Source organism: Planotetraspora phitsanulokensis (genome assembly GCF_016863295.1).
Lineage (GTDB): Bacteria > Actinomycetota > Actinomycetes > Streptosporangiales > Streptosporangiaceae > Planotetraspora > Planotetraspora phitsanulokensis.
Genome location: NZ_BOOP01000006.1, coordinates 46,022 through 71,174 on the forward strand (window position 1 = coordinate 46,022; position 25,153 = coordinate 71,174).

The window sequence follows — 25,153 nt, forward strand, 5'->3', positions numbered from 1 at the left end:
ATCACCCTAGCTTGACTTACACCATTGTTTAAGTCCGAGCCTCTTCTCTGAGGTTCCCGCCCGGGTTCCTCGCGCCGGCCACGCGGGGCCGGCGGTCCGCGACCTTGAGGGGATGCTCATGTCTGGTTTTCTGGTGATCGGTGCGACCGGCAACGTCGGGCGGCACGTCGTCGCCCGTCTGCGGGACGGCGGGGGCGACGTCCGGGCCCTGGCCCGGAGGCCGGCGGCCGGCGCTCTGCCCGATGGTGTCCACGCCGTCCAGGGCGACCTCGCCGACCCGCGCACGCTCGACGCCGCCCTGGACGGTGTGACGAAGGTCTTCCTGCTCTGGCCCTTCCTGTCCGCCGAGGCGGCACCCGCGGTCGTGGACGCGCTCGCCAGGAACGCCCGCCACGTCGTCTACCTGTCCGCGATGTCGGTCCGCGACGATCTGAAGCCGGAGGAGAACGGATTCTGGGGCGAGATCGAGCACCTCATCGAGCGGTCGGCGCTCGACTGGACCTTCCTTCGGGTCGGCGGCCTCGCGGCCAACACGCTCGGATGGGCCGACCAGATCCGTACTGAAGGCGTCGTGCGATGGCCGTACGGCGCGGCGGCCCGGTCGCTGATCCACGAACGGGACGTCGCGGCCGTGGCGGCGCGGGCCCTTCTCGACGACGGCCATGCCGGCGCGAAGTACGTCCTCACCGGACCTGAGGCGGTCACCCAGGCGGATCAGGTGCGCCTCATCGGCGAGGCGATCGGCCGGCCCGTGCGCTGGGAGGAGTTGCCTCCGGAGCGGGCGCGGGAGCAGTTGCTGGCCTCCTGGGGCGATGCCGCCTTCGTCGACGGCGCGCTGGGTTACTGGGCCACGCTCGCCGACCGGCCGGAACCGGTGACGCACACGGTGGAACAGGTCACGGGCGTCCCGGCCCGCACGTTCGGCGAATGGGCCCGCGAGCACGCCCGCGACTTCTCCCCCGCGTGAGGCGACGTCTCCCCCGTGTGACCGGGCCGGCGCCGCGGCCGGGCGCCGGCCTCCAGTGGGGTCAGCGCGAGTCGGGTCAGGCGTCGCCGTACGTCGGGGGTCAGGCGTCGGCGTCGGCCGGCCGCACCGACGCCGACCAGCGCTGCTCGATCCGGCCGAAGCGCCAGACGGCCAGCGCCACGACCCAGGTGAGCACGAACAGCGCGACGATTGCGTAGCCCACGTAGTTCAGGTCGAGACCGGCGATCGCCGCCAGCGGGCCGGTCTCGATCCCGAGCCTGTTCGCCAGCAGTCCCAGCAGTTCGACGGCTCCGACGATGACCGCCACGGCGACCGACAGCGCCGTGATCGTGATGTTGTAGTAGACCTTGCGGACCGGCTTGGAGAAGGCCCAGCCGTACGCGAAGTTCATGAAGCAGCCGTCGATGGAGTCGAGCAGGCTCATCCCGGCGGCGAACAGCACGGGCAGGGTGAGCACGGCGTACCAGGGCAGGTTGAACACGGCCGCACCGCCCGCCAGGACCAGCAGGGACACCTCGGTGGCCGTGTCGAATCCCAGGCCGAACAGCAGGCCGATCGGATACATGTGCCAGGGCCTGCGGACGGCCTTGGTGGCGCCCGACAGGATCCGGTTCATGAAGCCGCGGTTGTTGAGCTGTTCCTCCAGCGCGGCCTCGTCGAAGGAGCCCCGGCGCATCTCACGGAACACCTTGAGGATCCCCCACAGCACGACCATGTTGATCAACGCGATGATCACGAGGAAGATGCCCGACACGAGCGTTCCGATGAGCCCGGTCACGTTCTGCAGGGTGGACGACTCGCTCTCGACCTGTCCCGCCAGGGTCCGCACGCCCAGGCTGAGGAGCAGACACAGGCCGAAAACTATCGAAGAGTGGCCCAGGGAGAACCAGAACCCCACAGAGAGGGGGCGCTGTCCGTCGGCCATCAGCTTCCGCGTCGTGTTGTCGATCGCGGCGATGTGGTCGGCGTCGAAGGCGTGCCGCATGCCCAGTGTGTACGCGGTGACGCCCAGGCCCACGGTGAAGGCGCCGGACGTCCCGAGCTGATAATGCCGCGGAGCGACCAGGGCGAGCAGGGAGAACCAACCGGCGATGTGCAGGGCGATCACGAATGCCGCCATCCCCGCCACCCGGAGCCACTCCTCGCGCGACATCCCCGACATTCGGCGCCGTACCGCGGCCGCCGGACTTCCCATCCGAGCCCCCCTTAGGACATTCCGGATATTAGGGATACTGCGAGCGCTTTGCAATTGGGAAGAAGGGGCACACCGACCTCACGGTGAGCCGAGCCGGGGTTCCGCGGCCTCGAGAAGGATCTTCAGCAGGTCCTCCGGGGCTCCCGCATGAGGTTGTGCCCGCCGTCCAGCGCGTACGTCGCCCACGCGGGGTCCTCGCGCAGCCGCTCGTAGACATTCGTGAAGGGGGACTCACCGTCCCAGCCCGCCGCGTACGCGTAGACACGGCGCCGGACCCGCGCCGGATCGCGGGTGAGGCGCAGCGGCTCGAGCAGCGAGGCGATCGGGTGGGGTGTGGCCCGGGGGTCGAAGAACGGCAGAGGACGCACCGCGTACCCCGTCTCCACCACGTCCGTGTACCACTGCCGCTCCCGCTCGGAGACCAGGTTCCAGCACGAGTCGCCGTCGCCCGGCACCATGGCGTCCAGGTACACCAGAGCGGCCACACGGCCGGGCACGCGGTCGGCGACGCCCGTGATCACCATTCCGCCGTAGCTGTGGCCGACCAGCCGCAGATTAGCTACGTGGGCTGACACTTTCCTTCGGGTCAGTGCAGTCCGAGCATGGCGCCGCGCGCATCCTTATCGACCAGCACGTCCCCGCGCACGTCCCCACCCCCTGAGGGTAGGTAGGTCGCATGGGAACTCGGTGAGACACGCCATCGCCGAGCACGACGACCCGCCCCTTTGAGGAGCGCGTGGCCACCCCGCCGAGGAAGCCCCGCCAGGCCGCCGCGCCCGGAGCACGTCCATCGCCCGCCGTGCGGTGCCGCGTCGACGGCCGGACGCATACGCCGGGGACGCCTTCCCCGGCGTATGCGTCCGGTACACCAACCAGGTCCTTAAGCCGACCGCACGATTTCGTCGATGAGGGCGGCCAGCTGGGCCGGCTGGGACAAGAACGGAGAATGACTGCTGGTCAGCCGGCGGATCTCGGCGGCCTGGGCTGCCATCTTCTCCTGCAGCGCCGGAGGGATGGCCTTGTCCTGCTCGGCGACGATGTAGGTGGACGGGATCTCCAGCCAGGCGGCCGCGTCGACCTTCTCCGCGAACGATCGGACGGTCTGATTGACCAACGTGCTCACCGCCTGCTCGGCCTCGTCTTCGGGCAGATCGCCATACAGCGAGGTACGCGGTTCGTTGATGAGCGGGAACAGGCCGCTCATGTCTTCGGGATCGGGGAGGCCGTGGATGGCGTACATCGACTGTCCCTTCTCCGGCATGTATGCGGCAAGGTAGATCAGCCGCTCGACATTGCCCGCCCCGGCGGCGGCCTCGGTGATCGGGATGCCCCCGTAGGAGTGGCCGAGCAGCACGACCGGTCCTGCGATCGACGCCAGCTCGCCAGCCAGCACGGCGGCGTCGTCATGCATGCCTGCGGTGGGATGTTCGCCTGCGCTCGGTAGGGCCGGCGCATGCGTGCCATAGCCGAGTGCGTGCAACTCGGTCTCGAGCTTCGCCCAGGCGTTCGGCCGGTGCCAGGCGCCGTGGACGAGCATGACGGTAGTCATGAACAGTGCTCCAAGGTTTCATGTGATATTCGGAACGGCCCCGGCGCGCCCAGGAGTTCGAATCCTAGGTACCAGCGCACGCCGATAACCACTCACGACCGTCCGCGATACATGCGCGATCGTCCGGGTGTAAAGCCTGTTCCGCCGACTACGCCGCCCTGCGCCGCGTCCCGCGCGACGAGCTCGCGGCCGAGCTGGAAGCCGACGCGCCCCGCAGCCCTGGCAGGTCCACCCACACCCGCCGCTCGACCCGAGCGGCACCCCGGGCCTGCCAGCGTGACCCCTGCGGCTCGCGGACCGGTTCGGGACACTCGCGGCCGCAGGGACACTACCAAGCGGAGCCCGGCACGCCGGGCCCGCGAGCAGCCCTCTCTCCCCTCCCGGTGGCGTCGTACGGTATCCGGCACTCCTCACCGGTCAAGGGCCGCCAAGATCCTTGACCAGACTGCCCTGCGGGCATCCCTCCGGGCCGCATTCGCGGTCTGATCAGGCATCTTTCTCTTCTCCCTTGACCGCCTCGTCGCTGCTCGGCTTCCTACTTCCTTTTGCCACCGGGAGGGTCCGACAACGCGTGGTCGGTCGGGAAGAGGTGGTGTTCGAGGTGCTCCACGGGCTCCGCCTCGTATGCGGTGACGACCGGTTCGTGATGTCCCGTGCTCCTGATCGGCACCGGCCTCGACACCGTCACTCCGTACGAGGTGCAGTCCATGCTCTGGCAGCGCAGTGAGCGGGTCACGCGATGGCTGGCCGCGGCCGCGGACGCCGCCGGCGACGACCCCCGCGACCAGCTCGCCGCCGTGTTCGACGCGCTCCAGCAGTGGTACGACGATCCGGTCTTCCGCGGCTGCGCGATGCTGAACGCGGCCGCCCAGCATCACGTCGAGACCGTACGCGCCATCACCGCGCGTCATCTCGACCACTACCTCGAGTTGCTGACCGGCATCGCCGAGCGCGCCGGAGCCGCCGCTCCCCAGGTCCTGGGGCGGCAGCTGCTCATGCTGGTCGAGGGTGCGACCGCCGTCGCCGCGCATCACGACGGCGCCGGCGCGGGCGAGTATGCCCGCCAAGCCGCACTCACCTTGCTTTCCGCAGCCTCCTGAACCCAGGGCGCGTCTCCGGAGCGGTGCCGCCGATCCGTCTGACAGGCGTCGCGGGTCCTCGTCTGCGCGATGTCAGACCGCTGTCAGCGGATGCGGACATCGTCGTGTGCAGGCCGGACGCAAGGCACATCGAGTCCGAGAGTCCGGCGTAGCACGCGAAGTGAAGCGGAAGGGGAACTGACATGTCAGATAGCGCAATGTCCGAGTTCGTAGGCGACGGCCACCGAGTTCGGCGTTCCCGGCGTCGCGGTCGGTGTGTGGGCGGGCGGCCGGGAAATCTACGCGTGCCCCGGTCTCGTCAGAGGCCGTGCCGGCGGTCGCCGAGCACGGTCTCGCAGACCTCCCGTTCCATCGCCGCGGAGAAGGGGGACCTGCGAGCCTCGACGGCCCGGCGCGTGTCCTCGGCGACCAGGTCGGCGTTGATCGCCGCACCGGCGCGCACACCCGCGGCGGCGGCGCCGATGACCTGATCCATCAGGTTGGCCACGTTGCCCGCCACCCACACGCCCGGCACGTCGGTCGCCCCTGACGGATCGGCCGCGATGTAGCTGCCGATCACATGACCGCCCACCTCCTGGTCGGTCGGCTTGAGGCCCAGCCCGCTGAGGATCTCCGCCCTGGCGGTGAAGCACGGGGTCGTCGTCAAGGCGCTGCGGGCAACCACCCTGCCGTCCGCCAGTCGTACGCCGACGAGCCTGTCGTCAGCGACCTCGAGTCCGGTCACCTTTCCGTCCACCACGACGATGTCGCGGGCGGCAAGTTGCTCCCGCTGGTCGCCGGTGGGGGCGGGCGCCGTGTGCAGGAAGAGGGTCACGTCCCTGCTCCACTGCCGCCACAGCAGCGCCTGGTGGACCGCCATCGGACCGGTGCCGAGGACGCCGATCGGCTGGTCGCGCACCTCCCAGCCGTGGCAGTACGGACAGTGCAGCACCTCGCGCCCCCACCGCTCCGCGAGCCCGGGCACGTCGGGCAGTTCGTCGACCAGGCCGGTCGTCACCAGCAGCCGGTCCGCCGTCACCGTGGATCCGTCGCCGAGCGTGATCAGAAAGCCTCCGGCGTCCCGGCGTCCGGCCGTCACCACGCGGCCCGTCACGATCTCGCCGCCGTAGCCGATCACCTCGGCGCGGCCCGTGGCCAGCAACTGCGAGGGCGGCATCCCGTCGCTCGACAGGTAGCCGTGCACCTCGGCGGCGGGGGCGTTGCGCGGCCGTCCGTCGTCGATCACCAGCACCGAGCGACGTGCCCGCGCCAGGATCAGGGCCCCGCTGAGGCCGGCCGCTCCCCCGCCGACGACCACGACGTCATGACGGCGCCGCGTACCGGTTCGGACGGCACCCGCCGTCTGTCCTTCTTCTGCAGTCATGGGTTGTACCTCCGTTCGTTGGCCGAATACTCAGCCCAAGCGAAGGCAACTGACAAAAATTGTTGCCACCTCAGCAACTAGTTGGTGATCATGTACAGCTTGATCACGAGCCTGTGCGTGATCACCCCCTATCCCCACTCCCACCCACCCCACCCCCACTCCGGCGCCATGGTGGCGTCAGAATGATGCCAATAGGTCTAGCTATGGTGCCACCGGTGTGTCATTGTGATGTCATGGACCTCACGCCCTACGTCGACAATCTCCAGCATGAGCTCGCGGTCGCTGCGGCCGCGGGCGGCGACGAAGCCCGCGCCCTGGCCGAGCGGCTCACCGCACCCCTGGAGTCCGCCGCCCGGCTCACCTTGCTGGGCGCCCTGACCGCCGCCATGGACGAGGTGACCCGCGATCTGGCGCCGGGCTCGGTCGACGTACGGCTCCGTGGTCTCGACCCCGAGTTCGTGGTGACACAGCCGCCGTCGCAGGAGCCGTACAAGGAATCCCAGGAGTACGACAACCCGCCGAGCAGCGCGCGGACGGCCATGCCTCCCGCTCCTTCGGACGGCGATGACGGCACGGCCGCCCGGATCAACTTCCGCCTTCCCACTCATCTCAAGACCCGGGTCGAGGACGCCGCAGGGCGGGAAGGGCTCTCGGTCAACGCCTGGCTGGTGCGGGCCGTCGCCACCGCGCTGGAGCCCGGTGAGGGCGGGCGCGTGTCCGGGCGGAGCCGCAGAGGACAACAGGGCTACACGGGCTGGGTCCGCTAGCCCGGGACCAGTGCTCGGCACCACTAGTCATCCACCCGCTCCACCAGCGGGAACGCACACCATCGTCATGAGGACGGCACAGCCATGCCTATTTTCGACACCCCCGAACCGATCTCCGTCATCCTCGAGTTCGACATCGGGTCCGCCCGGATCGTGGCCGGCGACCGCACCGACACGGTCGTCGAGGTGCTGCCGACCGACGGCGCCGACGACGCCGACGTGCGGGCCGCGCAGCAGACCAAGGTCACCTGCTCGGGCGGCACCCTGCTGGTCAAGGGGCCGAGGAAGCGCTCACTGTTCGGCATGAGCGGGTCGCTCGACATCAGCGTCGAGGTGCCCGCGGGCTCGGACGTGCAGGGCACCTCCCCGCTGGCGGACTTCGTCTGCGACGGCCGTCTCGGGGACTGCAGGATCAAGAGCTCGGTCGGCGACATCCAGGTCGGCCAGGCGGAGACCGTACACCTGAAGACCGACCACGGCGAGATCCGCGTGGACCGCGTGGCGGGCGACGCCGAGATCGCCGGGGTGGGCCGGATCGACGTCGGCGGCGTCGGCGGCAGAGCGACGATCAAGAACTCCAACGGCGAGACCACGGTCGGAGAAGTCGCCGGCGACCTGAAGGCGACCTCGTCCAACGGCCGGATCAATGTCGGCGTCGCACGCGCCGGAGTCGAGGCCAGAGCCGCGAACGGCGGTATCCGGGTCGGCGAGGTGGCGCGCGGCCAGGTCATGTTGCAGACCGCCCTCGGCGACGTCGAGGTCGGCATCCGCGAGTCCACCGCCGCCTGGCTCGACGTGAACACCCGCCTCGGCCGGGTGCGCAACTCCCTCGGCCCCGCGGAAGGGCCCGAGGTCTCCGACGAGACCGTCGAGATCCGCGCCCGCACCGAGCTCGGCGACATCGTGATCCGCCGCGCCTGACCCGCTCGCACGCAGAAAGGGACACGATCCCCATGACCGCATCCACGGCGACCGTCGTCGCAGAGGCGATCACCACCTCCGGGTTGTCGAAGTCCTTCGGCGACAAGGTGGTGCTCGACGGCATCGACCTGCGCATCCCCGAAGGCATGATCTTCGCTCTGCTCGGGCCTAACGGCGCGGGCAAGACGACCACCGTGCAGATCCTCTCCACCCTCATCTCCGCCAACGCCGGCACGGCGTACGTCGCGGGCCACGACGTGACCCGCGAGCCCGGCGCCGTGCGCGCCGCGATCGGCGTGACCGGACAGTTCTCGGCGGTGGACAACCTGCTCACCGCCGAGGAGAACCTGAGCCTCATGGCGGACCTCAACCATCTGCCCCGTGCCGAAGGCCGCCGGCGCGCCGCCGACCTGCTGCGCCGCTTCGAGCTGACCGATGCGGCCGCCAAGCCCGTCGTCACCCTCTCCGGCGGGATGCGGCGCAAGCTCGACCTCGCGATGACGCTGATGGGCGATCCGCGCATCATCTTCCTCGACGAGCCGACCACCGGGCTCGACCCGCGCAGCCGCCGTACCATGTGGCAGATCATCCGGGCGCTCGCCGCCGACGGCGTCACGATCTTCCTGACGACGCAGTACCTCGACGAGGCCGACCATCTGGCCGACCGCATCGCCGTCCTCGACCACGGGAAGCTGGTCGCCGAAGGCACGCCCGAGGAGCTGAAGCGCCGCATCCCCGGCGGCCACATCCGCCTCCAGTTCGCCGACGTCGGCTCCCTCGAGTCGGCCGCCGCCCTGTTCGGCTCCGTGACCCGTGACGACGAGGCTCTCGCTCTGAACATCCCCGGCGACGGTGACATCCCCGCCCTGCGCGCCGTCCTCGGCGCCCTCGACCGCGCGTCGATCGAGGCCGAGGCGCTCACGGTGCACACCCCCGACCTCGACGACGTGTTCCTCACCCTCACCGGCCGGCCCCGTTCCGGCGACGACGCCGGCTCCTCGAAGGAGAACGCCCGATGACCAGCATGTCCTACGCCGTCAGCGACTCGATGACGATGTTGCGGCGCAACCTGAAGCACGCCCGGCGCTACCCGGGGCTGACACTGTCGGTGGCCGGGACGCCCGTCGTGATCCTTCTTCTGTTCAACTACGTCTTCGGCGGAGCCCTGGCCACCGGGATCGGCGGCATGTCCTCCGGCGGCGGAGAGTACATCGACTACATCGCCCCCGGGATGATCCTCCTGACCGCCACCGCCGGCGCCCTGGTCACCGCGGTCAGCGTCTGCGTCGACGTGACGGAAGGCATCGTCAACCGGTTCCGCACGATGGCGATCTCCCGCGCGTCCTTCCTGACCGGGTATGTGGTGGGGAGTGTGATCCAGACGATGGCCAGCATCGTGCTCGTCATCGGCGTCGCCCTGCTCATGGGATTCAGGCCCACCGCCACACCCCTCGAGTGGGTCGCCGCCATCGGCGTCCTCACCCTGCTCACCCTGGCGCTCACCTGGCTGGCGGCGGGAATCGGGCTGGTGGCCAAGAGCCCCGAGTCCGCCAGCAACATCCCCCTTCCGCTGCAGTTCCTCCCCTTCGTCGGCAGCGCCATCGTCCCCACGGAGTCCATGCCCGCCGGGATGCGCTGGTTCGCGGAGTACCAGCCGTTCACGCCGATCATCGAGACGCTGCGGGGCCTGCTGCTCGGCACGCCGATCGGCAACAGCGCGATCATCGCTCTGGCCTGGTGCGTCGGGCTCAGCCTGGCCGGCTATGCGTGGGCGCGGTCCACCTTCAACCGCGACGCCAACCGCTAGACCCTTCACACCGCACGGTTCCGCCCGGGACCCGAAATCTTCGCAAGGTACGGCTTGCACGTTAGTCAATCTATCGGTATATATCGATCGCATGATTCAATCGATGCAGGAGCTCACGTGACCGCGTTGGAGCAGGGTTACCGGAAGCTGATGGCGTGGTACCCGAAGGAACACCGCGCCCGGCACGAGGCGGAGATGATCACGGTCCTCCTGGCGGGGGCGGCTCCCGGGCAGGACCGGCCGACCTTCCGCGAGACCTTCGACCTGCTGCGAGGAGGCCTGTCGATCCGGCTGCGCCGCGCCGTCGCGCCCGGTTCGCGCGGGCACTGGCATGACGCCGTCGGCATGGCGGCGCTCATCGCACCGGTCGCGCTCTTCCTCGCCGGCCTGATCCGGCCGGCGGGCTACGCCTGGCGGCTCAGTTTCGACGCCGCACTGCAAACGCTTCCGTTCGCTCTGCCGTACGGCCTGATCGTGTTGCTGGTCTGCCTCAGGCGGAGGCGCGCCGCCGTGGCCTGCGCGTGGGCCTGGACCGTGCTCACCACGTTGATCACGCTCCAGCAGCACGCGGGCGCGTTCCCCGAGTACGGCGCGTCCTGGGCGGTGGCCGACGTCGGAATGGGCGCGCTCCGGGCAGGCGTGTGCGCCGCCATGCTGACCGTCGCGCCCTCGCACGGGCCGGCGCCTCTGGACACGAGGCGGCTGCTGACCTGGGCGGTCGCCGTGTTCGCGACCACCGTCGCAGGCCTGCAGACCTCCTCCGCCTCAGGGAGTCCACTCCCCGTTCTCGTGCCGGTTCTCGTCGTCGCGACGGCCGCGGTGAAAACGCTGCGATCGCCCGTCGGGCGTCGCGCGATCGTCACCCTGCTGCCGCTCGTGGGCGTGTGCTTCCCGCCGCCAGGGCTCGGGGATCTCGCGCGGCTGGCGGCGCTGACCGTGCTTTCGGCCACGGTGCTGACCGCCGCGACGTGGCTGGCCAGAACCGGAGAGACGGGCGAGCGCACGCGGGACGCCCTCTGACGCCTCACGGCAGGTGAGTGGCGGCGATCGTGCGCGCGACGCGTTCGAGAAGCGGTCCCGCCTCGGCGATGCACCGTTTGACGTCGGGCTCGATGTCGGTCAGGGCGTAGGCGGCCTCGATGCCCGCCGACCGGAGCTCGGCGTCGCCGATGGACCTCCGCCCGCAGACGGCCACGACCGGCACGCCGTGCTTGGCGGCCGCCGACGCGACGCCCACGGGGGCCTTGCCGCGCAGCGACTGCTCGTCGATCGAACCCTCCCCCGTGATGACCAGCCGTGCCCCTTCGACCTGCCGGTCGAAGTCCAGCAACTCGAGGAGGTACCCGATCCCGGGCCGGATCTCCGCCCGCAGGAAGGCCAGCGCGGCGAAGCCCACTCCGCCGGCCGCCCCCGCTCCCGGACGGCCGGCGACCCCCATGCTCCGCACCACGCCGTCGTGCTCGATCGATCCCGTGAGACCGTGCGTGTGCACCGCAACCGCGGCCAGCCTGGCCAGCCCCTTCTCAAGGATGGCCACGTCCTGTGGTGAGGCGCCCTTCTGCGGACCGTAGACCGCGGCCGCGCCGTTCGGCCCGAGCAGCGGGTTGTCCACATCGCTCGCGACGACGAACTCCACTCCGCCGACGCCGGTTCCGCCCACTGCCGGGTCGCCCGGGGCCGGCTGGGCGAGCGCCGACGCGTCGATCCGGTCGAGCCGCCCCAGCGCCGCCCCGCCGAACGGCAACTCCTCGCCGTCCTCGCCCAGCAGTCGCGCTCCCAGCGCCTGGACCATGCCCGCTCCCCCGTCGGTGCAGGCGCTGCCGCCCAGCCCGAGGACGATCCGGGTCGCGCCGTGCCGTACGGCATGGGCGATGAGCTCGCCGGTCCCGTAGCTGGTCGCGGTGAGCGGGGCGGGCGCACCGGGCAGCCTCCGCAGCCCCGAGGCCTCCGCGAGCTCGATGACCGCCACCCTGCCCACGCTCCGCGGGGACGCGGCGACGTCCGTGACCGGTTCCGCCGCCGTCGTGCCGTGCGGCTCGTCGCGCACGGCGTACGACGCCACGACCGGATCGCCGGTCGGGCCGGTCACCTCGACCTCGACCCGGGTGAAGCCGGAGGCCACCACGGCGTCCACGGTCCCCTCGCCGCCGTCGGCCACCGGCAGTCCCACGACCGGCACGCGCCCTAGCCCCGCCGTCACGTGGGCGACCACCTCGGGCGAGGTCAGCGACCCCCTGAACTTGTCCGGCGCGATGACGACGTGACCCTTCATGATCCCCTTCTCGCGGCTCGGCGACGATGACGCCGTCCATCATCCCGCCGGGATCCTGATGTGTGCGCATCAGGATCCCGGCGGGGCAACGCCCCCACAGGAGCGAGGAGGAACGCTCCTCAGAGGGCACTCCCTAGTGGGGCAGGCCGGTGTAGCCGGGGAAGTTGCCCGGAAGGCGCTCGCCCTCCGGCCCGAGCGTCACCGCCCGGACCAGCAGTTCTCCTCCGACGAACGCACCGCGCCACGAGGCGCCCAGACCGCCGAACAGCTCCTCCCGGTCTCCCCGCGAGCGCGGCGCGTTGACCCCCACCTTGAAGGCCCGCACCTCGGAGGCGAGCCGGGTCGCGGTCTCCTCCTCGTCGCAGGAGAGGGTCGCCACCAGCGCGCCGTTGCTGGCGTTCATCGCGGCCAGCAACTCGGCTTCGGTGTCTACCACCACGATGGTGTCCACCGGCCCGAACGGCTCGGCGTGGCGCAGCGGCGAGGAGCCCGGCGGGGCCAGGATCGCCACCGGCGCCAGGTACGCGGAGGTGTCCTGGCCCGGAAGGAACCGGCCGTCGGCCAGCGAACCCCGGTAGAGCGGCACCCCGCCCTTCGTGATCGCCTCGTCGACCTGGTCGGCCAGGTCCTTCACCTTGGTGTTGTTGATGAGCGGGCCGAAGTCGAGCTCCGGCAGCGGGTCGTCCGCCGACTCCACCGCGAGCGGATGCCCGAACCGGACCGATCGGACGGCCGGGAGGTAGGCCGCGAGGAAGTCGTGGAACAACGCGCGCTGGACGATGAAGCGCGGGTAGGCCGTGCACCGCTGCTTGCCGTAGTCGAAGGTCTTGCGGATCTGGCCCGACAGCCGGTCCCAGTCGCTGTACTCCCAGACCCCCCAGCAGTTGAGACCCTCCTGCTCGAGGATGTGCCTCCTGCCGAGGTCGGCCAGAGACGTCGCGACCTTGGCGCCGGCGTCGCGCCCGCCGACGAAGGAGACGCATCCGAGCTCCTGGCTGCGGACCAGCGCCGGGGACAGCTCCGCGCCTCCGCCGCTCACCAGGGTGACCGGCAGCCCCTCGCCCACGGCCAGCGCGCAGGCGAGGGTGAGGCACGCGAGGCCGCCGTCCGTCGGCGTCTTCGCGATCGCGGCATTGCCGGCGAGGGTCTGCACCAGCATCGCGTGCATCAGCACGCTCATCGGATAGTTCCAGCTCGCGATGTTGCTGACCGGCCCGGGCAGCGGGGCGCGCCCCGCTGCCATGGAGTCGATCTCGTCGACGTACCAGCGCACCCCTTCGATGCACCGGTCGACGTCGGCCAGGGCGAGCTTCCACGGCTTGCCGATCTCCCACACGAGCAGCAGGGCCAGCAGCTCCCGATGCTCGGTCATGGCGTCCAGCGTGGCCGCCACCCGCGCCTTGCGGTCGGCCAGCGGCACGTGCCGCCACTGCTGGTGCTCGTCGAGGCTCGCCCGCACCGCCCGCGACGCGGTGGACCGGTCGAGGCGCGGCGGGCCGGCGATGGTGGTGCCGTCGACGGGAGACACCGCCGGCGCCGGGCGGCCGTCACGCTGCCACATCCCGGCCCAGTGGTTGAGCACCCTGTCGTCATGGAAGGCTTCCGGCGCCGCCGTACGGCATCGGCTGTAGGCGTCGGTCCAGGTGGTGCCGGGCTTGAGCAGGAGTGGCATGCGCGTTCTCCTCAGTCGGACCAGTCGATGGCGAGGGCGAGCTCCGGAAGCGGTTCGAACTCCTTGATCGCGTCAAGCGACTGCCCCATGGCGGCGTTGGCCTCGCGTTCGACCATCACCTCGACGAGCACGGGCAGCTGCGCGCGCTCCGCCTCGGCGGTGGCCCAGGCGAGCGCGTCGCGGAGGTCGCCTGGCTGCTCGACCCGGCGCGCGGGGCAGCCGAAGGCGTCCATGACCTTCACGTGGTCGATCCCGCCTTCGCCGTAGTGGAGGTCCACGGCGTAGTTCATGTCGTACGGCAGCTCGGCCTGCCGGATCAGCCCGAGGTACTCGTTGTTGATCATCACGATCACGAACGGGATGCGGTACTGGGCGGCGACCGCGACCTCCTCCATCAGGAACTGGAAGGAGTAGTCGCCGACGACGGCCACGACCTGCCGGTTCGGGTAGGCGCACTTGACGCCCATCGCGGCCGGCACCTCCCAGCCCAGCGGCCCGGCCTGCCCGCACACGAGGTAACGCCGCGGAAGGAAGGTCTTCTGGAACTGCCCCGACCAGATCTGGTACAGGCCGATGGCCGTGACGAAGGTCGTGTCCTGGCCGAAGAACTCGTTGATCTCCTTGAAGACGCGGGGCGGCTTGATCGGGACGTCGTCGAAGTCGTCCCGCCGCGGCAGCGTCGCGCGCAGCTTCTCGACCTTCTTCACCCAGCGGCCCGGCTTCTTCTGGGCGGTGTGGCGGCGGGCCTCCTCGGTGAGGGCGGCCAGCGTCGGCCGCGCGTGGCCGACCAGGCCCAGGTGGGGCTCGAAGACCTTGCCTATCTGGGTCGGCTCGATGTCGGCGTGGATGAAGGTGCGGCCCTTCCGGTAGACGTCCAGGTCACCGGTGTGCCGGTCGCCGAAGCGGGCGCCGACCGCCAGGACCAGGTCGCTCTCCAGGAACGCCGCGTTCCCCCAGCGGGTCTGGGTCTGGATGCCCGCCATGCCCGCGAACAGGGGGTGGTCCTCGGGGAAGGCGCCCTTGCCCATGAGCGTGACCTGGACCGGCACCTGCAGGTGCTCGGCCAGGGCGCGCAACTCGGCCGACGCGTCGCCGATGACGACGCCTCCGCCGGCGAGGATCAGCGGCCGTTGGGCCTCCGTCAGCAGGTCGATGGCCGCCCGAACGGCCTCCGGCCGCGGCTCCGGCACGTCGACGGGGAAGGGGCCGTCGAGCTCGGGGTCGTAGAGGCAGGTGCCGCGCTGCACGTCGATCGGCAGGTCGATGAGGACCGGCCCCGGACGGCCGGATCGCGCGATGCGGAAGGCTTCACGGAAGACCCAGGGCGCCTGCGCGGGCTCCTTGAGCTGCACGGCCCACTTGGTCACCGGCTTGGCGATCTCCACGATGTCGACCGCCTGGAACGACTCCTGGTGCAGCTTGCTCTTCATCGCCTGGCCGGTGATGCAGATCATCGGGATCGAGTCGGCCAGCGCGGTGTACAGCCCGGTGATCATGTTCGTGCCGGCCGGCCCCGACGTGCCGATGCAGACGCCGACGTTGCCGGTCACGCGGGACCAGCCGTCGGCGGCGTGCGTGCCGCCCTCCTCATGCCGGACCGTGATGTGCCGGATCGAGCTGTGCTGCAGCGCGGCGTAGAGCGGCAGGATCGCCGCCCCGGGGATGCCGAAGACGGTGTCGACGCCTTCGGACTCCATGACGGAGACAACCGCCTCCATGCAGGGGATCCGCTTCACCTGGCCTCCTCCGAAAGCATGCGCGAGGTCGTGCGGCGCGTGTCTGTCGTCACGCTGCGCTCGTTCACGAATTGATCCTTTCGATCACCTTGAGCAGTGCGGAATGGTCGAGCGACCCGTGACCCTGGGCCTTCGCCGCGGCGACGAGTTGGGCGACCAGGCCGGTGAGCGGCAGGGACACCCCCGCCTCGCGCGCGGCCGCGATCGCGATGCCCATGTCCTTGTGGTGGAGGTCGATGCGGAAGCCGGGGGTGAACTCCCGCCTGATCATGCTCTGGCGCTTGAGCTCGAGGATCCGGGATCCGGCCAGCCCTCCGGCGAGCACGTCCATGCCGGGGCCGGGGTCCACCCCTGAGGCCTCGAGCAGCAGGATCGCCTCGGCCACCAGGCCGTAGATCCCGCCGACCACGAGTTGGTTGGCCGCCTTGACCGTCTGCCCGGCACCGTGCGGCCCGACGTGCACAACGGTCGTGCCGAGGTGGCCGAGGATCTCCCGGGCCGCCTGGAAGTCCTCGGCCCGGCCGCCCACCATGATCGACAATGTGCCGTCGACGGCGCCGCGCTCGCCACCGCTCACGGGCGCGTCGAGCACGCTGACGCCCCTTTCCGCGGCCTCCCGCGCGACCCGGCGGGAGGTCTCCGGCTTGATCGTGCTCGCGTCGATGTACAACAGGCCGGGCTTGGCGTGCGCGAGCAGGCCGTCCTCGCCGAAGGCGACCTCCTCCACCTGGGGGGAGTCGGGCAACATCGTGATCGCGACGTCGGCGCCCGCCACCGCCTCGGCGACGTTCGCGGCCGTCTGCCCGCCGATCGCGGCCAGCGCGGCCAGCCGTTCGCCGCTGACGTCGTACCCGACGACCGTGTAACCGGCTCGCACCAGGTGGGCCGCCATCGGGCTGCCCATGATCCCGAGCCCGATGAATGCGATGTTCATCCGTTCCTCCATGCGAAGCTCTCGGCGCTCGCGCCGACGGGCCGGTACTCCAGACCGACGTGGCCGCGGTATCCCACGGCCTCCAGCCGCTCGAAGATCTGCGTGTACGGCATGGCCCCGGTGCCCGGCTGGCCGCGCCCGGGGTCGTCGGCGATCTGGACGTGGCCGAACCGTGCGGAGTGCGTGTCGATGAGGGCGATCACGTCCTCGCCCATCCGGTTCAGGTGGTAGAGGTCGGCAAGGAAGGCGACGTTGGGCGCGTCCACCCCGTCGATCACCTCGAAGGCGCCGCCGGACGACCAGATCGGATAGTCCGGGTTCTCGTGCGTGTTGATCGCCTCGACGACCACCGTGGCGCCGATCCCCGCCGCCGCCTGCGCCGCCAGGGAGAGGTTGGACAGGGCCAGCTCGCGGTGCGCCCCGGCGGGCTCGCCCGGCACACGGTTGCCGTAGAGCGCGTTGAGCACCCGGCAGCCCAGCGCGCCGGCCAGGCCGACCGCGACGTCGATGTTCGCGCGGAACCGCGCCGACCCGTCCGGCCGGGACAACAGGCCCCGGTCTCCCGAGGCCATGTCGCCGGCGTCGAAGTTCAGCCCGACCAGGCGCACCCCGGCGTCTTCGATCGCCCGTCGCAACCGGTCGAGTTCACGCTGCCCGGGATCCGGGCCGTCGAAGGGCCACCACATCTCCACCGCGTCGAACCCCGCCTTGGCCGCCGCGGCCGGACGTTCCAGGAGCGGCAGTTCGGTGAAGAGGATGGAGAGGTTGACGTCGAACTTCACGATGCCTCCAGGAACGTCACGATGCCGGTGGCCGCCGCCAGGGGGACCGCCCCCGGCGGCGCGGCCGGCTGATCCGGGGAAGGACGCGGCTCAGGGGGTCTGGATGGTGTCTCTCATGAGGCGGGCGGTCTCGCTGGGGGTCTTGCCGACGCGGACGCCGACCTTCTCCAGGGCTTCCTTCTTGGCCTGGGCCGTACCGGCCGAGCCGGACACGATCGCGCCCGCGTGGCCCATGGTCTTGCCCTCGGGCGCGGTGAACCCCGCCACATAGGCCACGACCGGCTTGGTCACGTGCTGCTCGATGTAGGCCGCCGCCCGCTCCTCGGCGTCGCCGCCGATCTCACCGATCATCACGATCGCGTCGGTGCCCGGGTCGTCCTGGAAGGCCTGCAGCGCGTCGATGTGCGTCGTCCCGATGACCGGGTCGCCGCCGATGCCCACCGCCGTCGAGAAGCCGATGTCCCGCAGCTCGTACATGAGCTGGTAGGTCAGCGTGCCCGACTTGGACACCAGGCCGATACGGCCGGCGGAGGTGATGTCGGCCGGGATGATGCCCGCGCTGGACTGTCCGGGGCTGATCAGGCCCGGGCAGTTCGGCCCGATGATCCTGGTACGCCCCGACGCCTGGGCGCGTGCCCAGAAGCGCAGCGTGTCGTGGACGGGAACGCCCTCGGTGATCACCACGCAGAGCGGGATCCCGGCGTCGATCGCCTCCTCGACCGCGCCCCTGGCGAACTTCGGGGGCACGAAGACGACCGACACGTCGGCTCCGGTCTCGGTCATCGCCTCGGCCACGGAGCCGAAGACGGGCACCCGGCGCTGTCCGAAGTCGACCGCCTGCCCACCCTTGCCGGGAGTCACCCCGGCCACGATGTCGGTCCCCGCGGCGAGCATGCGGGCGGTGTGGCGGGTGCCCTCCGCGCCGGTCATGCCCTGGATGAGCACCTTGCTGTCCTTGGTCAAGAAGATCGCCATCGCTGCTCCTCTCCGCGGCGCACCTGGGTCGTGCGGGCGCCGCTGCCGGCGTTTCCTTCGGCGCTCCTGGCGGAGCTCACGCGGCGGCCAGCTCCGCGACGAGCTCGGCGGCGCCGTCCATGGTGGTGACCACGCGGACCATCGGATGAGCCGCGTCGCTGAGGATCTCGCGCCCGGCTTCGGCGTTGTTGCCGTCCAGCCGGACCACGATCGGGCACCGCGCGTCTCCGAGGACCTCCAGCGCCTTGACGATGCCGTTGGCGACCGCGTCGCAGGCCGTGATCCCGCCGAAGACGTTGACCAGCACGGCCCGGACGTCGGGGTCGAACAGGATGATCTCCAGTCCGTCGGCCATCACCTGGGCCGAGGCCCCGCCGCCGATGTCGAGGAAGTTGGCCGGCCGTACGCCGTCGAACCGCTCCCCCGCGTAGGCGACGACGTCGAGCGTGCTCATGACCAGCCCGGCGCCGTTGCCGATGACGCCGACCTGGCCTGCGAGCTTCACGTAGTTGAGGTGCTTGGCACGGGCCCTGGCCTCGAGCCCGCCGTCGTCGGAGCCGTCCGCGAAGGCCGCGTGGTCGTGGCGGAACGCGGCGTTCCCGTCGAGCGTGATCTTCCCGTCGAGGGCCAGCACTCTGCCGTCCGAGGTGCAGGCGAGCGGGTTGACCTCGACCAGCAGGGCGTCCTCCTCGACCAGGACCTCCCACAGGCGGACCAGCGTCTCCGCCACCGCGTCCTGGACGTCCTCGGGCAGACCCGCGCGGGCGGCCAGCAGGCGGGCGGTCTCGAGGTCGACGCCGGACGTGGCGTCGATCGGGATGCGGGCCAGCGCCTCGGGCTTGGTCGCCGCGACCTCTTCGATGTCCATCCCGCCCTCGCTGGACACCATGGCCAGCAGCGTGCGGTTGGCCCGGTCGACGAGGTAGGCCGCGTAGTACTCCTCGAAGCCGCCGGTGGCCTGCTCGACGAGGACGCTGTGAGCGGTGTGTCCCTTGATGTCCATCCCGAGGATCCGCCGGGCCTCGTCCTCGGCGGCCGAGGGGCCGGGTGCGAGCCGCACTCCGCCGGCCTTCCCTCGCCCGCCCGTCTTCACCTGGGCCTTGATGACCACCGGGACCTTCAGCTCCGTGGCGATCGCGCGCGCCTCCTGCGGAGTGGCCGCGACCTGGCCCGGAGGAACCGTTATCCCGTGCCGGGCGAACAACTCCTTGGCCTGGTACTCGTACAGGTCCATGGGGGGTCTCCTTTAAGGGGCTCGTAGACTGTATACCGTATGGAATCGGCTCGGTCTAGGGTCTCGACAGGAGCCAGCTTCCGGGATATTCCATACAGTATGGAGAAGCCACACGTCGTCCGAGACTGGCAGGGACGCGCCTATCTCGTCGGCGCCTCGCCCCACGACCTGATCAATCGATCGAGGTCGTGGATGCTCTGGCTGCCCTGGGCGGCCATGATCGCGATCGCGCCCCTTCAGTACGGCTACGCGGCGGCCGTGCCGGGCCTGCTCGGCCCCGCCGGCCGTCCGGTCACCGGAGTCCTCGCGCCTCTGGCCGCCTGGATCGTCTGCCAGGCCGTCGTCGCCTTCCCCACGGCGTACCTCGTGCGCGACGGCCGGCTCGGTGCGCGCGCGGCTCTCGGCGCGGGCGCGGCACTGAGCGGCACGGCCCTGTTCACCCTCGCCCTCGCCGACGGGACGGCGACGATCGTGGCCGGGTACGCGCTGCTCGGCGGGGCGGGCGCCGGGCTGGTCTACGGCGTGTGCACCGAAGTCGTGGCCCGGTGGTACCCGGAGCGCCCGGGCACCCATGTGGCGTTCGCGACCGGGGCGTTCGCATATGGCGCCGCCCCCCTCGCCGTGGTCGCCGGCGCGGGTCCGGCTCATCTCGATGTCGCGTTCGCGGTCTCGGGCGTCGTCGCGGTCGCCGTCATCGGGTTCGCCGCCCGGTTCGTACGGCTCCCGCCGCCGCGCTGGTGGCCGTCTCACGTCGATCCGCGCGACCACGCGCTCGACAGCCTGGTGCTGCGCAGGACTCCCCCGGCGTTGCGGGAGTTCTCCACGGGCCAGGCGCTGCGGACAGGCGCGCTGTCGAGCCTGGTGGCGATCCTCGTCCTGGCCGGCGCGGTCTCCATCTTCGACGTCGTCGTCGTGGCCACCCTCGAGGCGCCGGGATCGTGGATCGCCCTCACCCTTCTCATCGCCCTGAACGGCGCCGGCCGGGCCTGCGCGATGCTCGCCTCCGAGAGGTTCGGCCGCAGGCGCGTGCTCAGCGCGGTGCTGGCACTGCTGGCCGCGGGACAGCCGCTGTTCGCCGTGGGGACGTCGCCGGGCTCCGCAGGCGTGATCTTCGTGGCGGCGGTCCTCGCCGGCCTAGGCGGCGGCGCGTTCTACCCGCTCATCGCGAGCCTCGTGCGGGAGTTCTTCGGGCACGAGCGCACGGCCGAGATCCACGGGGTGGTCTACAGCACCAAGGCCGTGGCGGGCGTGCTCGGCGTCGGACTCGCCTACGTGGCGCTCACGTCCGGAAGCCAGGCGACGGTCTTCGCGGGAATGGCGATGGCGGCCGTGCTGTCACTAGTGGTGAGCCATCGTCTGCGTCGCCCAGGATGTCCGGCGACGTTGCCCGCGGGCATGTGATTGGCTTCACAGACGGTAGGCGAGCGTTCAACTGTATGCTGTAGGCGGTCTACGAGAAACAGTGACGGGATATTCGCGGCATTCGGCCGCTCCCTGTCGCGTCATTCTGGAGTGGATGGACATGTTGCGGACGGAATTGGCGAGCCAGGGAGCCGCTCCCAAGATCGCGCGGCCCGTACCGCTGCGGGAGAGCGTATTCGAGGCGCTCCTCGAACTGATCCTCACCGGGCATCTCAAGCCCGGGCAGCATCTGGCGGAGAGCGAGCTCGCGGCCCTGCTCGGCGTCTCCCGGCAGCCGATCCGAGAGGCGCTGCAGCTGCTCAGCGGAGAGGGCTGGGTCGACCTGCACCCCGGCCACGGCGCCTTCGTCCACGCGCCGACGGTGGAGGAGGCGGACCAGCTCCTCGCCGTGCGCACGCTGCTGGAGACCGAGTCGGCCAAGCTGGCGGCCCGCCACTCGACCCCTGACGGCGTCCAGCACCTGCGTGCGCTGTGCGCCCGCGGCCTGGCCGCGGTGGAGGCCGACGACGTCGACACCTCGGTCGCGCTCAACTCCGAGCTGCACGCGGCGATCACCGAGATGTCCGGCAACAAGGTGCTGGCCGAGCTGGCCTCCCAGGTCTCGCGGCGGGTCCGGTGGTACCACACGCCGGTCGCGCGGAAGCGGGGCCGCGACTCCTGGCGCGAGCACACCGAACTGGTCGACGCCATCGCCGCGGCCGACGAGGACCGCGCCGCCGAGATCATGCGCAAGCACACCGAGCACACGCGCAAGTCCTACCTGGAGCAGCGCGAGGCCGAGCCGATCGAGGCGGCCCCGGAGCCCACACGGCGCCGCCGGCCGCGTTCCCCCAAGTGAAAGGCCGCAAAAAGGCCCGCTGAAAGGCATTTCCCGCCTGGCGCGTTTCCCCGAAACGCGCCAGGCGAATCATTTGGCACACGCGGTGGGCGGCTCGGCGGAATACGAGCCGATTTCACGTAGAGATCAATCAACTGGATGGCCGCCGCACGCCTGCCCGCGAAAATTGGCATACCAGATCCGGCGCGATCCTCTGTCGTCGCCGCTGAAGTTTCAGAATTGACATGGAATTCACGAGCGCTCCGTTTGGTTGAAACACCTCGGGTAGACAATTTCAATGGCACCGAAATAGTGCCTCGCCGAGGTCCGGGCGGAGCCGGTCGTTCAGAGTTTCCTGAGGTCAGAGCCTTGGGACCTGGAGACCGGACGACATCCGGGGCATCAGGCCGAATCCATGAGGGAAAGGGACGAAAATGAAGAAGACAATTCTGCGCCGGCTCCGCGCATTGCTCGAGGAGCCCGCGGGGCATCCCGCGGACGGCCGGATGATCGGCGCCGGGCTCGCGGCCGCCATGCGCAAGCAGGGCTCGGCCGACGACGTCGAGCGCTACCTCGAGGCCTGGGCCGGCGACCGCAGGATCGACGCCTCCCGATGACCATGGGCGGGAGTCCCCCCGGAGGGGACCTCCCGCCCATGGACGCGGCCCGGGCGTCAGGAGTCCACGGACACCTGATCCCGTTCCACTTCGACGTCCTTACGACGGTCGCTCCGCGACTTCAGCAGGCTGGCGACCGTGGTGATGGCCAGCGTGCCGATGATGACGCCGAGAGACGCGACGATGGGCACCTCGGGCGCCCAGGAGACGCCGTCGTGGTGGAGAGCCTCCATCACGAGCTTGACGCCGATGAACGCGAGGACCACCGCCAGGCCCTTGTTGAGATAGACCAGACGCTCCAGCAGGCCTCCCACGAGGAAGAAGAGCTGGCGCAGGCCCATCAGGGCGAAGACGTTGGCCGTGAACACGATGTAGGGCTCCTTCGTCAGGCCGAAGATGGCCGGGATGGAGTCCAGGGCGAACAGGAGATCGGACGTCCCGATCGCCACCATCACGATCAGCATCGGGGTGACGAGCCGGCGCCCGTCGATCCGCGTCGTCATCGCGGCGCCGTGGTAGGCGTCGGTGGACGGCACGAGCCGCTTGACCGTGCGGAGGGCGAGGTTCTCCGAGAAGTCGGCCTCCTCTTCTTTCTCGGTGACGAGCTTGTAGGCGGTGTACGCGAGGAAGGCTCCGAAGATGTAGAAGAGCCAGTCGAACCGCGTGATCGCCTCCGCCCCCACCGCGATGAAGGCGCCCCTCATGCCGAGTGCCAGCACGATTCCCGTCATGAGCACCTTCTGCCGGTACCTCTGGGGCACGGAGAAGCGGCTCATGATGATCAGGAAGACGAACAGGTTGTCGACGCTGAGGGAGTACTCGGTGATCCAGCCGGCGAAGAACTCCCCGCCGTGGGTCGGGCCGGCGAGGAACACCATGCCCAGGCCGAAGATCACCGCGATCAGGACGTAGAACGACACCCACCAGACACATTCACGGAACGACGGCTGATGCGGGTTGCGTGAGATGAGGTAGAAATCGACGGCGAAGACACACAGGAAGCCGCCGACCGTGACCAGCCATACCCACACAGGCAGGTTCATCGTGCTCCTTTCTCACGGCGCCTGAACGCCCGCCTCTGCTCCCGCGCCCGCCAGAGGGCCTCCGCGTGCGCCACGTACCGGCCGAGCAGTTCGTTCGCCACCGGATTGCCATCCGCGACGCGCATGAACCACTGCGGCGCCAGGCGCTCGTGCAGCCAGACGAAGCCGATCGCGAAGCCGAGGCTGACGACGGCCTGGAAGGCCAGGAAGGCCGGCAGGTCGTCGGACAGCGCGACCCGGCCGAAGACGACCTGGCTCGTGACCGTCTCCTGGATGAGCCGGCCCAGCGGGAAGCCGACCAGCCAGTAGACCCCGGCGGGCGCGAACACCCCCGGCTGGAACAGGTTCCGGCCGAGCAGCATGCCGTACCCCGCCCCGAGCAGGCCGAGCGGAACGGCCAGTGACAGCGCGGAGACCAGCGCCCAGGTCGCGGAATGTCCCGCGACCAGGGTCAGCCCGCCGGCCATGGCGCCCGCGAGGAGCCCGATGATCAGTCCGGGCAGGGCGACCTCTGCTTGCAATCGGGCGCGATCCATCAGTCGAGCACCACGCCGTACTTGAAGAGGCTGTAGAACAGCATCCCGAGGTAGAACACCGCGCCGAACCCGATGATGAGGTTCGTGTACAGCTTGGGCCGGATCGGCTTGGGCAACATCCGGTTGTTCACCAGCAGGAGGGTGACGCAGTAGGCGCCCATCGCGAACGTCGACAGGAACGCGAGCGTGTCGAGGATCGCTCCGGGACCGTCCGCGGGCCCCCACAACAGGATGACGATGCCGAAGATGATCACGCCCCACAGGAATGCGGCGTAGAGCTTCGAGATGCCGAACTTCTTGGCGCCGGGCACGAAGTGGTAGCTCATGTCCGCCTGCCCTCGGGAGAAGGAGTCGAACAGGCCCAGCGTCGCGTTGAGGCCGATCAACGCGATGAAGCCGAGGAAGACGGCGCCGAGCACCGAGCTGCCGGCGGAGGCGAAGGAGTCGGACATCGCGTTGAGCGACGCCTCCCTGTCACCGGCGAGGATCAGTTCCTTGACGTTCGAGTTCTGCCGCGACGCCGCCTGGGCGAGCACCGTGAACGAGACCGTCACCAGCATCGTGATGCCCCAGAAGAGCAGGAAGGCGTCGAAGGTGACCCAGCGCCGCCAGCCCTTCCACTTGCGCATCTCCTCGGGGTTGTCGGTGTCGAACATGAAGCCACGCGAGGGCATGGCCTCCTCTTCACCGGCGTGCCGCAACCCGCGGATCTTCGGGATGTGCGCGCCCATGCCGGCCCCGGAGTCGCGCAGGTGCAGGGTGTACCACATCTGCTGCATTCCCGAGGGGCCGGCGAAGGCGATCGAGCCGACGATGACGGGGAACCACGTCGGTGACAGCGCCTCATCCGGGATGTAGCCGAAGGCGAACATGCCGGTGATGGTGCTGGACAGGTCCGACCAGCTGCCCACCATGGCCGCGATGATCGCGGTGCCGATGACCAGGACGCCGATGAGGATCGACAACACGTTCTCGAGCAGGTTGTAGATCACCTTGGCCAGGCTGAACACGATGCCGACCAGGACGAGGCCCACGCAGGCCGTTACCACCCAGGGTATTCCGGTGATCTTCTCGAAGGCCGCGGCACCCGCTGACAGGTGCCCCGGCCAGATGTACACGAGGATCGCCACCGCGAAGAAGAACCACATGAGCGGCTTGAAGACGCGGGCGGCGCCGAAGAAGATGCTCTCCCCCGTCGCCATCGCGTATCGGGCCATCTCCAGCATGACGACGGCCTGGAGGGTGACGCCGATGAGGAAGAGCCAGCGGATCTCCGGCCCGAAGAGCAGAACCAGCCGGGGCCACATGTAGGACTCGCCCATGCCCACGCCCAGCGCGACCAGGAAGACGGTCGGGCCGAGGATGTGCACCGAGGGAGGCGCGTCGGGTAATGACCGGATGGGCATCGGCTCGAGCCGGCCCG

Annotated in this window: 24 protein-coding genes; 10 read left to right on the top strand and 14 right to left on the bottom strand. The window is 70.1% G+C overall.

All coding sequences use genetic code 11. The annotated features are described in order from the left end of the window. The first annotated feature begins 118 nt into the window (after positions 1-118). Complete coding sequence (locus Pph01_RS08565) at positions 119-967, top strand: NAD(P)H-binding protein (RefSeq protein ID WP_204072459.1); 849 nt, start codon at positions 119-121, stop codon at positions 965-967. A gap of 100 nt (positions 968-1,067) precedes the next feature. Here Pph01_RS08565 and nicT read toward each other — a convergent pair whose 3' ends face one another. The 3 genes from nicT to Pph01_RS08580 all read right to left on the bottom strand — a co-directional run bounded on the left by nicT (position 1,068) and on the right by Pph01_RS08580 (position 3,720). Further along, positions 1,068-2,183 (bottom strand): Nickel transporter NicT, encoded by a 1,116-nt coding sequence (nicT, locus tag Pph01_RS08570; protein ID WP_239116528.1) that lies wholly within the window; start codon positions 2,181-2,183, stop codon positions 1,068-1,070. 122 nt (positions 2,184-2,305) lie between these two features. Continuing rightward, positions 2,306-2,758: an alpha/beta hydrolase gene (locus Pph01_RS08575; protein ID WP_239116529.1), complete on the bottom strand. Its 453-nt coding sequence runs from the start codon at positions 2,756-2,758 to the stop codon at positions 2,306-2,308. A gap of 305 nt (positions 2,759-3,063) precedes the next feature. After that, a complete protein-coding gene (locus tag Pph01_RS08580; RefSeq protein ID WP_204072460.1) occupies positions 3,064-3,720 on the bottom strand; it encodes an alpha/beta hydrolase in 657 nt (218 codons plus the stop codon). A gap of 665 nt (positions 3,721-4,385) precedes the next feature. Between Pph01_RS08580 and Pph01_RS08585 the strand changes: the two genes are divergently transcribed. Next, entirely contained in the window at positions 4,386-4,832 is a 447-nt protein-coding gene (locus Pph01_RS08585) for a hypothetical protein (protein WP_204072461.1), read from the top strand. Between the two features lie 298 nt (positions 4,833-5,130). Here Pph01_RS08585 and Pph01_RS08590 read toward each other — a convergent pair whose 3' ends face one another. Then, the gene (locus Pph01_RS08590; protein WP_204072462.1) at positions 5,131-6,195 is read right to left on the bottom strand and encodes an NAD(P)/FAD-dependent oxidoreductase; all 1,065 of its coding nucleotides are present in this window, start codon (positions 6,193-6,195) and stop codon (positions 5,131-5,133) included. A 233-nt stretch (positions 6,196-6,428) separates the two neighbouring features. On the opposite strand from Pph01_RS08590, the gene Pph01_RS08595 reads away from it, so the two are divergent. The 5 genes from Pph01_RS08595 to Pph01_RS08615 all read left to right on the top strand — a co-directional run bounded on the left by Pph01_RS08595 (position 6,429) and on the right by Pph01_RS08615 (position 10,710). After that, on the top strand, positions 6,429-6,962 hold the full coding sequence (locus tag Pph01_RS08595; protein ID WP_204072463.1) for a hypothetical protein: 534 nt from the start codon (positions 6,429-6,431) through the stop codon (positions 6,960-6,962). Positions 6,963-7,046: 84 nt separating this feature from the next. After that, entirely contained in the window at positions 7,047-7,883 is an 837-nt protein-coding gene (locus tag Pph01_RS08600; protein WP_204072464.1) for a DUF4097 family beta strand repeat-containing protein, read from the top strand. Between the two features lie 32 nt (positions 7,884-7,915). Next, complete coding sequence (locus tag Pph01_RS08605; protein ID WP_204072465.1) at positions 7,916-8,902, top strand: ATP-binding cassette domain-containing protein; 987 nt, start codon at positions 7,916-7,918, stop codon at positions 8,900-8,902. Further along, complete coding sequence (locus Pph01_RS08610) at positions 8,899-9,690, top strand: ABC transporter permease (RefSeq protein ID WP_204072466.1); 792 nt, start codon at positions 8,899-8,901, stop codon at positions 9,688-9,690. Before Pph01_RS08605 ends, Pph01_RS08610 begins: the two co-directional genes overlap by 4 nt. A 117-nt stretch (positions 9,691-9,807) precedes the next feature. Further along, complete coding sequence (locus Pph01_RS08615) at positions 9,808-10,710, top strand: hypothetical protein (protein WP_204072467.1); 903 nt, start codon at positions 9,808-9,810, stop codon at positions 10,708-10,710. 4 nt (positions 10,711-10,714) lie between these two features. Here Pph01_RS08615 and Pph01_RS08620 read toward each other — a convergent pair whose 3' ends face one another. From Pph01_RS08620 to sucC, 7 genes are all read right to left on the bottom strand, one after another. After that, the gene (locus Pph01_RS08620) at positions 10,715-11,962 is read right to left on the bottom strand and encodes a glycerate kinase (RefSeq protein ID WP_204072468.1); all 1,248 of its coding nucleotides are present in this window, start codon (positions 11,960-11,962) and stop codon (positions 10,715-10,717) included. A 133-nt stretch (positions 11,963-12,095) separates the two neighbouring features. Then, positions 12,096-13,634, bottom strand: a complete 1,539-nt coding sequence (locus Pph01_RS08625) for an aldehyde dehydrogenase family protein (protein WP_204072469.1) — start codon at positions 13,632-13,634, stop codon at positions 12,096-12,098. An 11-nt stretch (positions 13,635-13,645) separates the two neighbouring features. After that, positions 13,646-15,370, bottom strand: coding sequence for a glyoxylate carboligase (gene gcl / locus Pph01_RS08630; protein ID WP_204072470.1), 1,725 nt, complete (start codon positions 15,368-15,370; stop codon positions 13,646-13,648). A gap of 64 nt (positions 15,371-15,434) precedes the next feature. Next, positions 15,435-16,304, bottom strand: a complete 870-nt coding sequence (locus tag Pph01_RS08635; RefSeq protein ID WP_204072471.1) for a 2-hydroxy-3-oxopropionate reductase — start codon at positions 16,302-16,304, stop codon at positions 15,435-15,437. Further along, a complete protein-coding gene (locus Pph01_RS08640) occupies positions 16,301-17,086 on the bottom strand; it encodes a hydroxypyruvate isomerase family protein (protein WP_204072472.1) in 786 nt (261 codons plus the stop codon). Before Pph01_RS08640 ends, Pph01_RS08635 begins: the two co-directional genes overlap by 4 nt. Before the next feature lie 90 nt (positions 17,087-17,176). Then, positions 17,177-18,061, bottom strand: coding sequence for a succinate--CoA ligase subunit alpha (gene sucD, locus Pph01_RS08645; RefSeq protein WP_204072473.1), 885 nt, complete (start codon positions 18,059-18,061; stop codon positions 17,177-17,179). 76 nt (positions 18,062-18,137) lie between these two features. Then, on the bottom strand, positions 18,138-19,295 hold the full coding sequence (sucC, locus tag Pph01_RS08650) for an ADP-forming succinate--CoA ligase subunit beta (RefSeq protein ID WP_204072474.1): 1,158 nt from the start codon (positions 19,293-19,295) through the stop codon (positions 18,138-18,140). A gap of 99 nt (positions 19,296-19,394) precedes the next feature. Between sucC and Pph01_RS08655 the strand changes: the two genes are divergently transcribed. The 3 genes from Pph01_RS08655 to Pph01_RS08665 all read left to right on the top strand — a co-directional run bounded on the left by Pph01_RS08655 (position 19,395) and on the right by Pph01_RS08665 (position 22,151). Then, complete coding sequence (locus Pph01_RS08655) at positions 19,395-20,696, top strand: MFS transporter (RefSeq protein WP_204072475.1); 1,302 nt, start codon at positions 19,395-19,397, stop codon at positions 20,694-20,696. Positions 20,697-20,817: 121 nt separating this feature from the next. Beyond that, positions 20,818-21,555 (top strand): GntR family transcriptional regulator, encoded by a 738-nt coding sequence (locus Pph01_RS08660; protein ID WP_204072551.1) that lies wholly within the window; start codon positions 20,818-20,820, stop codon positions 21,553-21,555. Positions 21,556-21,968: 413 nt separating this feature from the next. Then, positions 21,969-22,151 (top strand): hypothetical protein, encoded by a 183-nt coding sequence (locus Pph01_RS08665; protein WP_204072476.1) that lies wholly within the window; start codon positions 21,969-21,971, stop codon positions 22,149-22,151. A 56-nt stretch (positions 22,152-22,207) separates the two neighbouring features. Here the strand turns inward: Pph01_RS08665 and Pph01_RS08670 are convergent, their stop codons facing one another. From Pph01_RS08670 to Pph01_RS08680, 3 genes are read right to left on the bottom strand one after another with little or no spacing between them, the layout of a single operon-like run. Beyond that, positions 22,208-23,194 (bottom strand): TerC family protein, encoded by a 987-nt coding sequence (locus Pph01_RS08670; protein ID WP_204072477.1) that lies wholly within the window; start codon positions 23,192-23,194, stop codon positions 22,208-22,210. Continuing rightward, entirely contained in the window at positions 23,191-23,730 is a 540-nt protein-coding gene (locus tag Pph01_RS08675; RefSeq protein WP_204072478.1) for a hypothetical protein, read from the bottom strand. The genes Pph01_RS08670 and Pph01_RS08675 overlap by 4 nt, the downstream gene beginning before the upstream one ends. Further along, the gene (locus Pph01_RS08680; protein ID WP_239116530.1) at positions 23,730-25,136 is read right to left on the bottom strand and encodes an Nramp family divalent metal transporter; all 1,407 of its coding nucleotides are present in this window, start codon (positions 25,134-25,136) and stop codon (positions 23,730-23,732) included. Before Pph01_RS08680 ends, Pph01_RS08675 begins: the two co-directional genes overlap by 1 nt. Between the last annotated feature and the right edge of the window lie 17 nt (positions 25,137-25,153).

Bases quoted from the DNA above. Each gene is read 5' to 3' on its own strand.
- nicT (WP_239116528.1), bottom strand. From the start codon at position 2,183: ATGGGAAGTCCGGCGGCCGCGGTACGGCGCCGAATGTCGGGGATGTCG.
- Pph01_RS08670 (WP_204072477.1), bottom strand. From the start codon at position 23,194: ATGAACCTGCCTGTGTGGGTATGGCTGGTCACGGTCGGCGGCTTCCTG.
- Pph01_RS08600 (WP_204072464.1), top strand. From the start codon at position 7,047: ATGCCTATTTTCGACACCCCCGAACCGATCTCCGTCATCCTCGAGTTC.
- Pph01_RS08610 (WP_204072466.1), top strand. From the start codon at position 8,899: ATGACCAGCATGTCCTACGCCGTCAGCGACTCGATGACGATGTTGCGG.
- Pph01_RS08665 (WP_204072476.1), top strand. From the start codon at position 21,969: ATGAAGAAGACAATTCTGCGCCGGCTCCGCGCATTGCTCGAGGAGCCC.
- Pph01_RS08590 (WP_204072462.1), bottom strand. From the start codon at position 6,195: ATGACTGCAGAAGAAGGACAGACGGCGGGTGCCGTCCGAACCGGTACG.
- Pph01_RS08605 (WP_204072465.1), top strand. From the start codon at position 7,916: ATGACCGCATCCACGGCGACCGTCGTCGCAGAGGCGATCACCACCTCC.
- Pph01_RS08595 (WP_204072463.1), top strand. From the start codon at position 6,429: ATGGACCTCACGCCCTACGTCGACAATCTCCAGCATGAGCTCGCGGTC.
- sucD (WP_204072473.1), bottom strand. From the start codon at position 18,061: ATGGCGATCTTCTTGACCAAGGACAGCAAGGTGCTCATCCAGGGCATG.
- Pph01_RS08635 (WP_204072471.1), bottom strand. From the start codon at position 16,304: ATGAACATCGCATTCATCGGGCTCGGGATCATGGGCAGCCCGATGGCG.
- Pph01_RS08620 (WP_204072468.1), bottom strand. From the start codon at position 11,962: ATGAAGGGTCACGTCGTCATCGCGCCGGACAAGTTCAGGGGGTCGCTG.
- Pph01_RS08655 (WP_204072475.1), top strand. From the start codon at position 19,395: ATGGAGAAGCCACACGTCGTCCGAGACTGGCAGGGACGCGCCTATCTC.
- sucC (WP_204072474.1), bottom strand. From the start codon at position 19,295: ATGGACCTGTACGAGTACCAGGCCAAGGAGTTGTTCGCCCGGCACGGG.
- Pph01_RS08625 (WP_204072469.1), bottom strand. From the start codon at position 13,634: ATGCCACTCCTGCTCAAGCCCGGCACCACCTGGACCGACGCCTACAGC.
- Pph01_RS08565 (WP_204072459.1), top strand. From the start codon at position 119: ATGTCTGGTTTTCTGGTGATCGGTGCGACCGGCAACGTCGGGCGGCAC.
- Pph01_RS08580 (WP_204072460.1), bottom strand. From the start codon at position 3,720: ATGCTCGTCCACGGCGCCTGGCACCGGCCGAACGCCTGGGCGAAGCTC.
- Pph01_RS08680 (WP_239116530.1), bottom strand. From the start codon at position 25,136: ATGCCCATCCGGTCATTACCCGACGCGCCTCCCTCGGTGCACATCCTC.
- Pph01_RS08675 (WP_204072478.1), bottom strand. From the start codon at position 23,730: ATGGATCGCGCCCGATTGCAAGCAGAGGTCGCCCTGCCCGGACTGATC.
- Pph01_RS08660 (WP_204072551.1), top strand. From the start codon at position 20,818: ATGTTGCGGACGGAATTGGCGAGCCAGGGAGCCGCTCCCAAGATCGCG.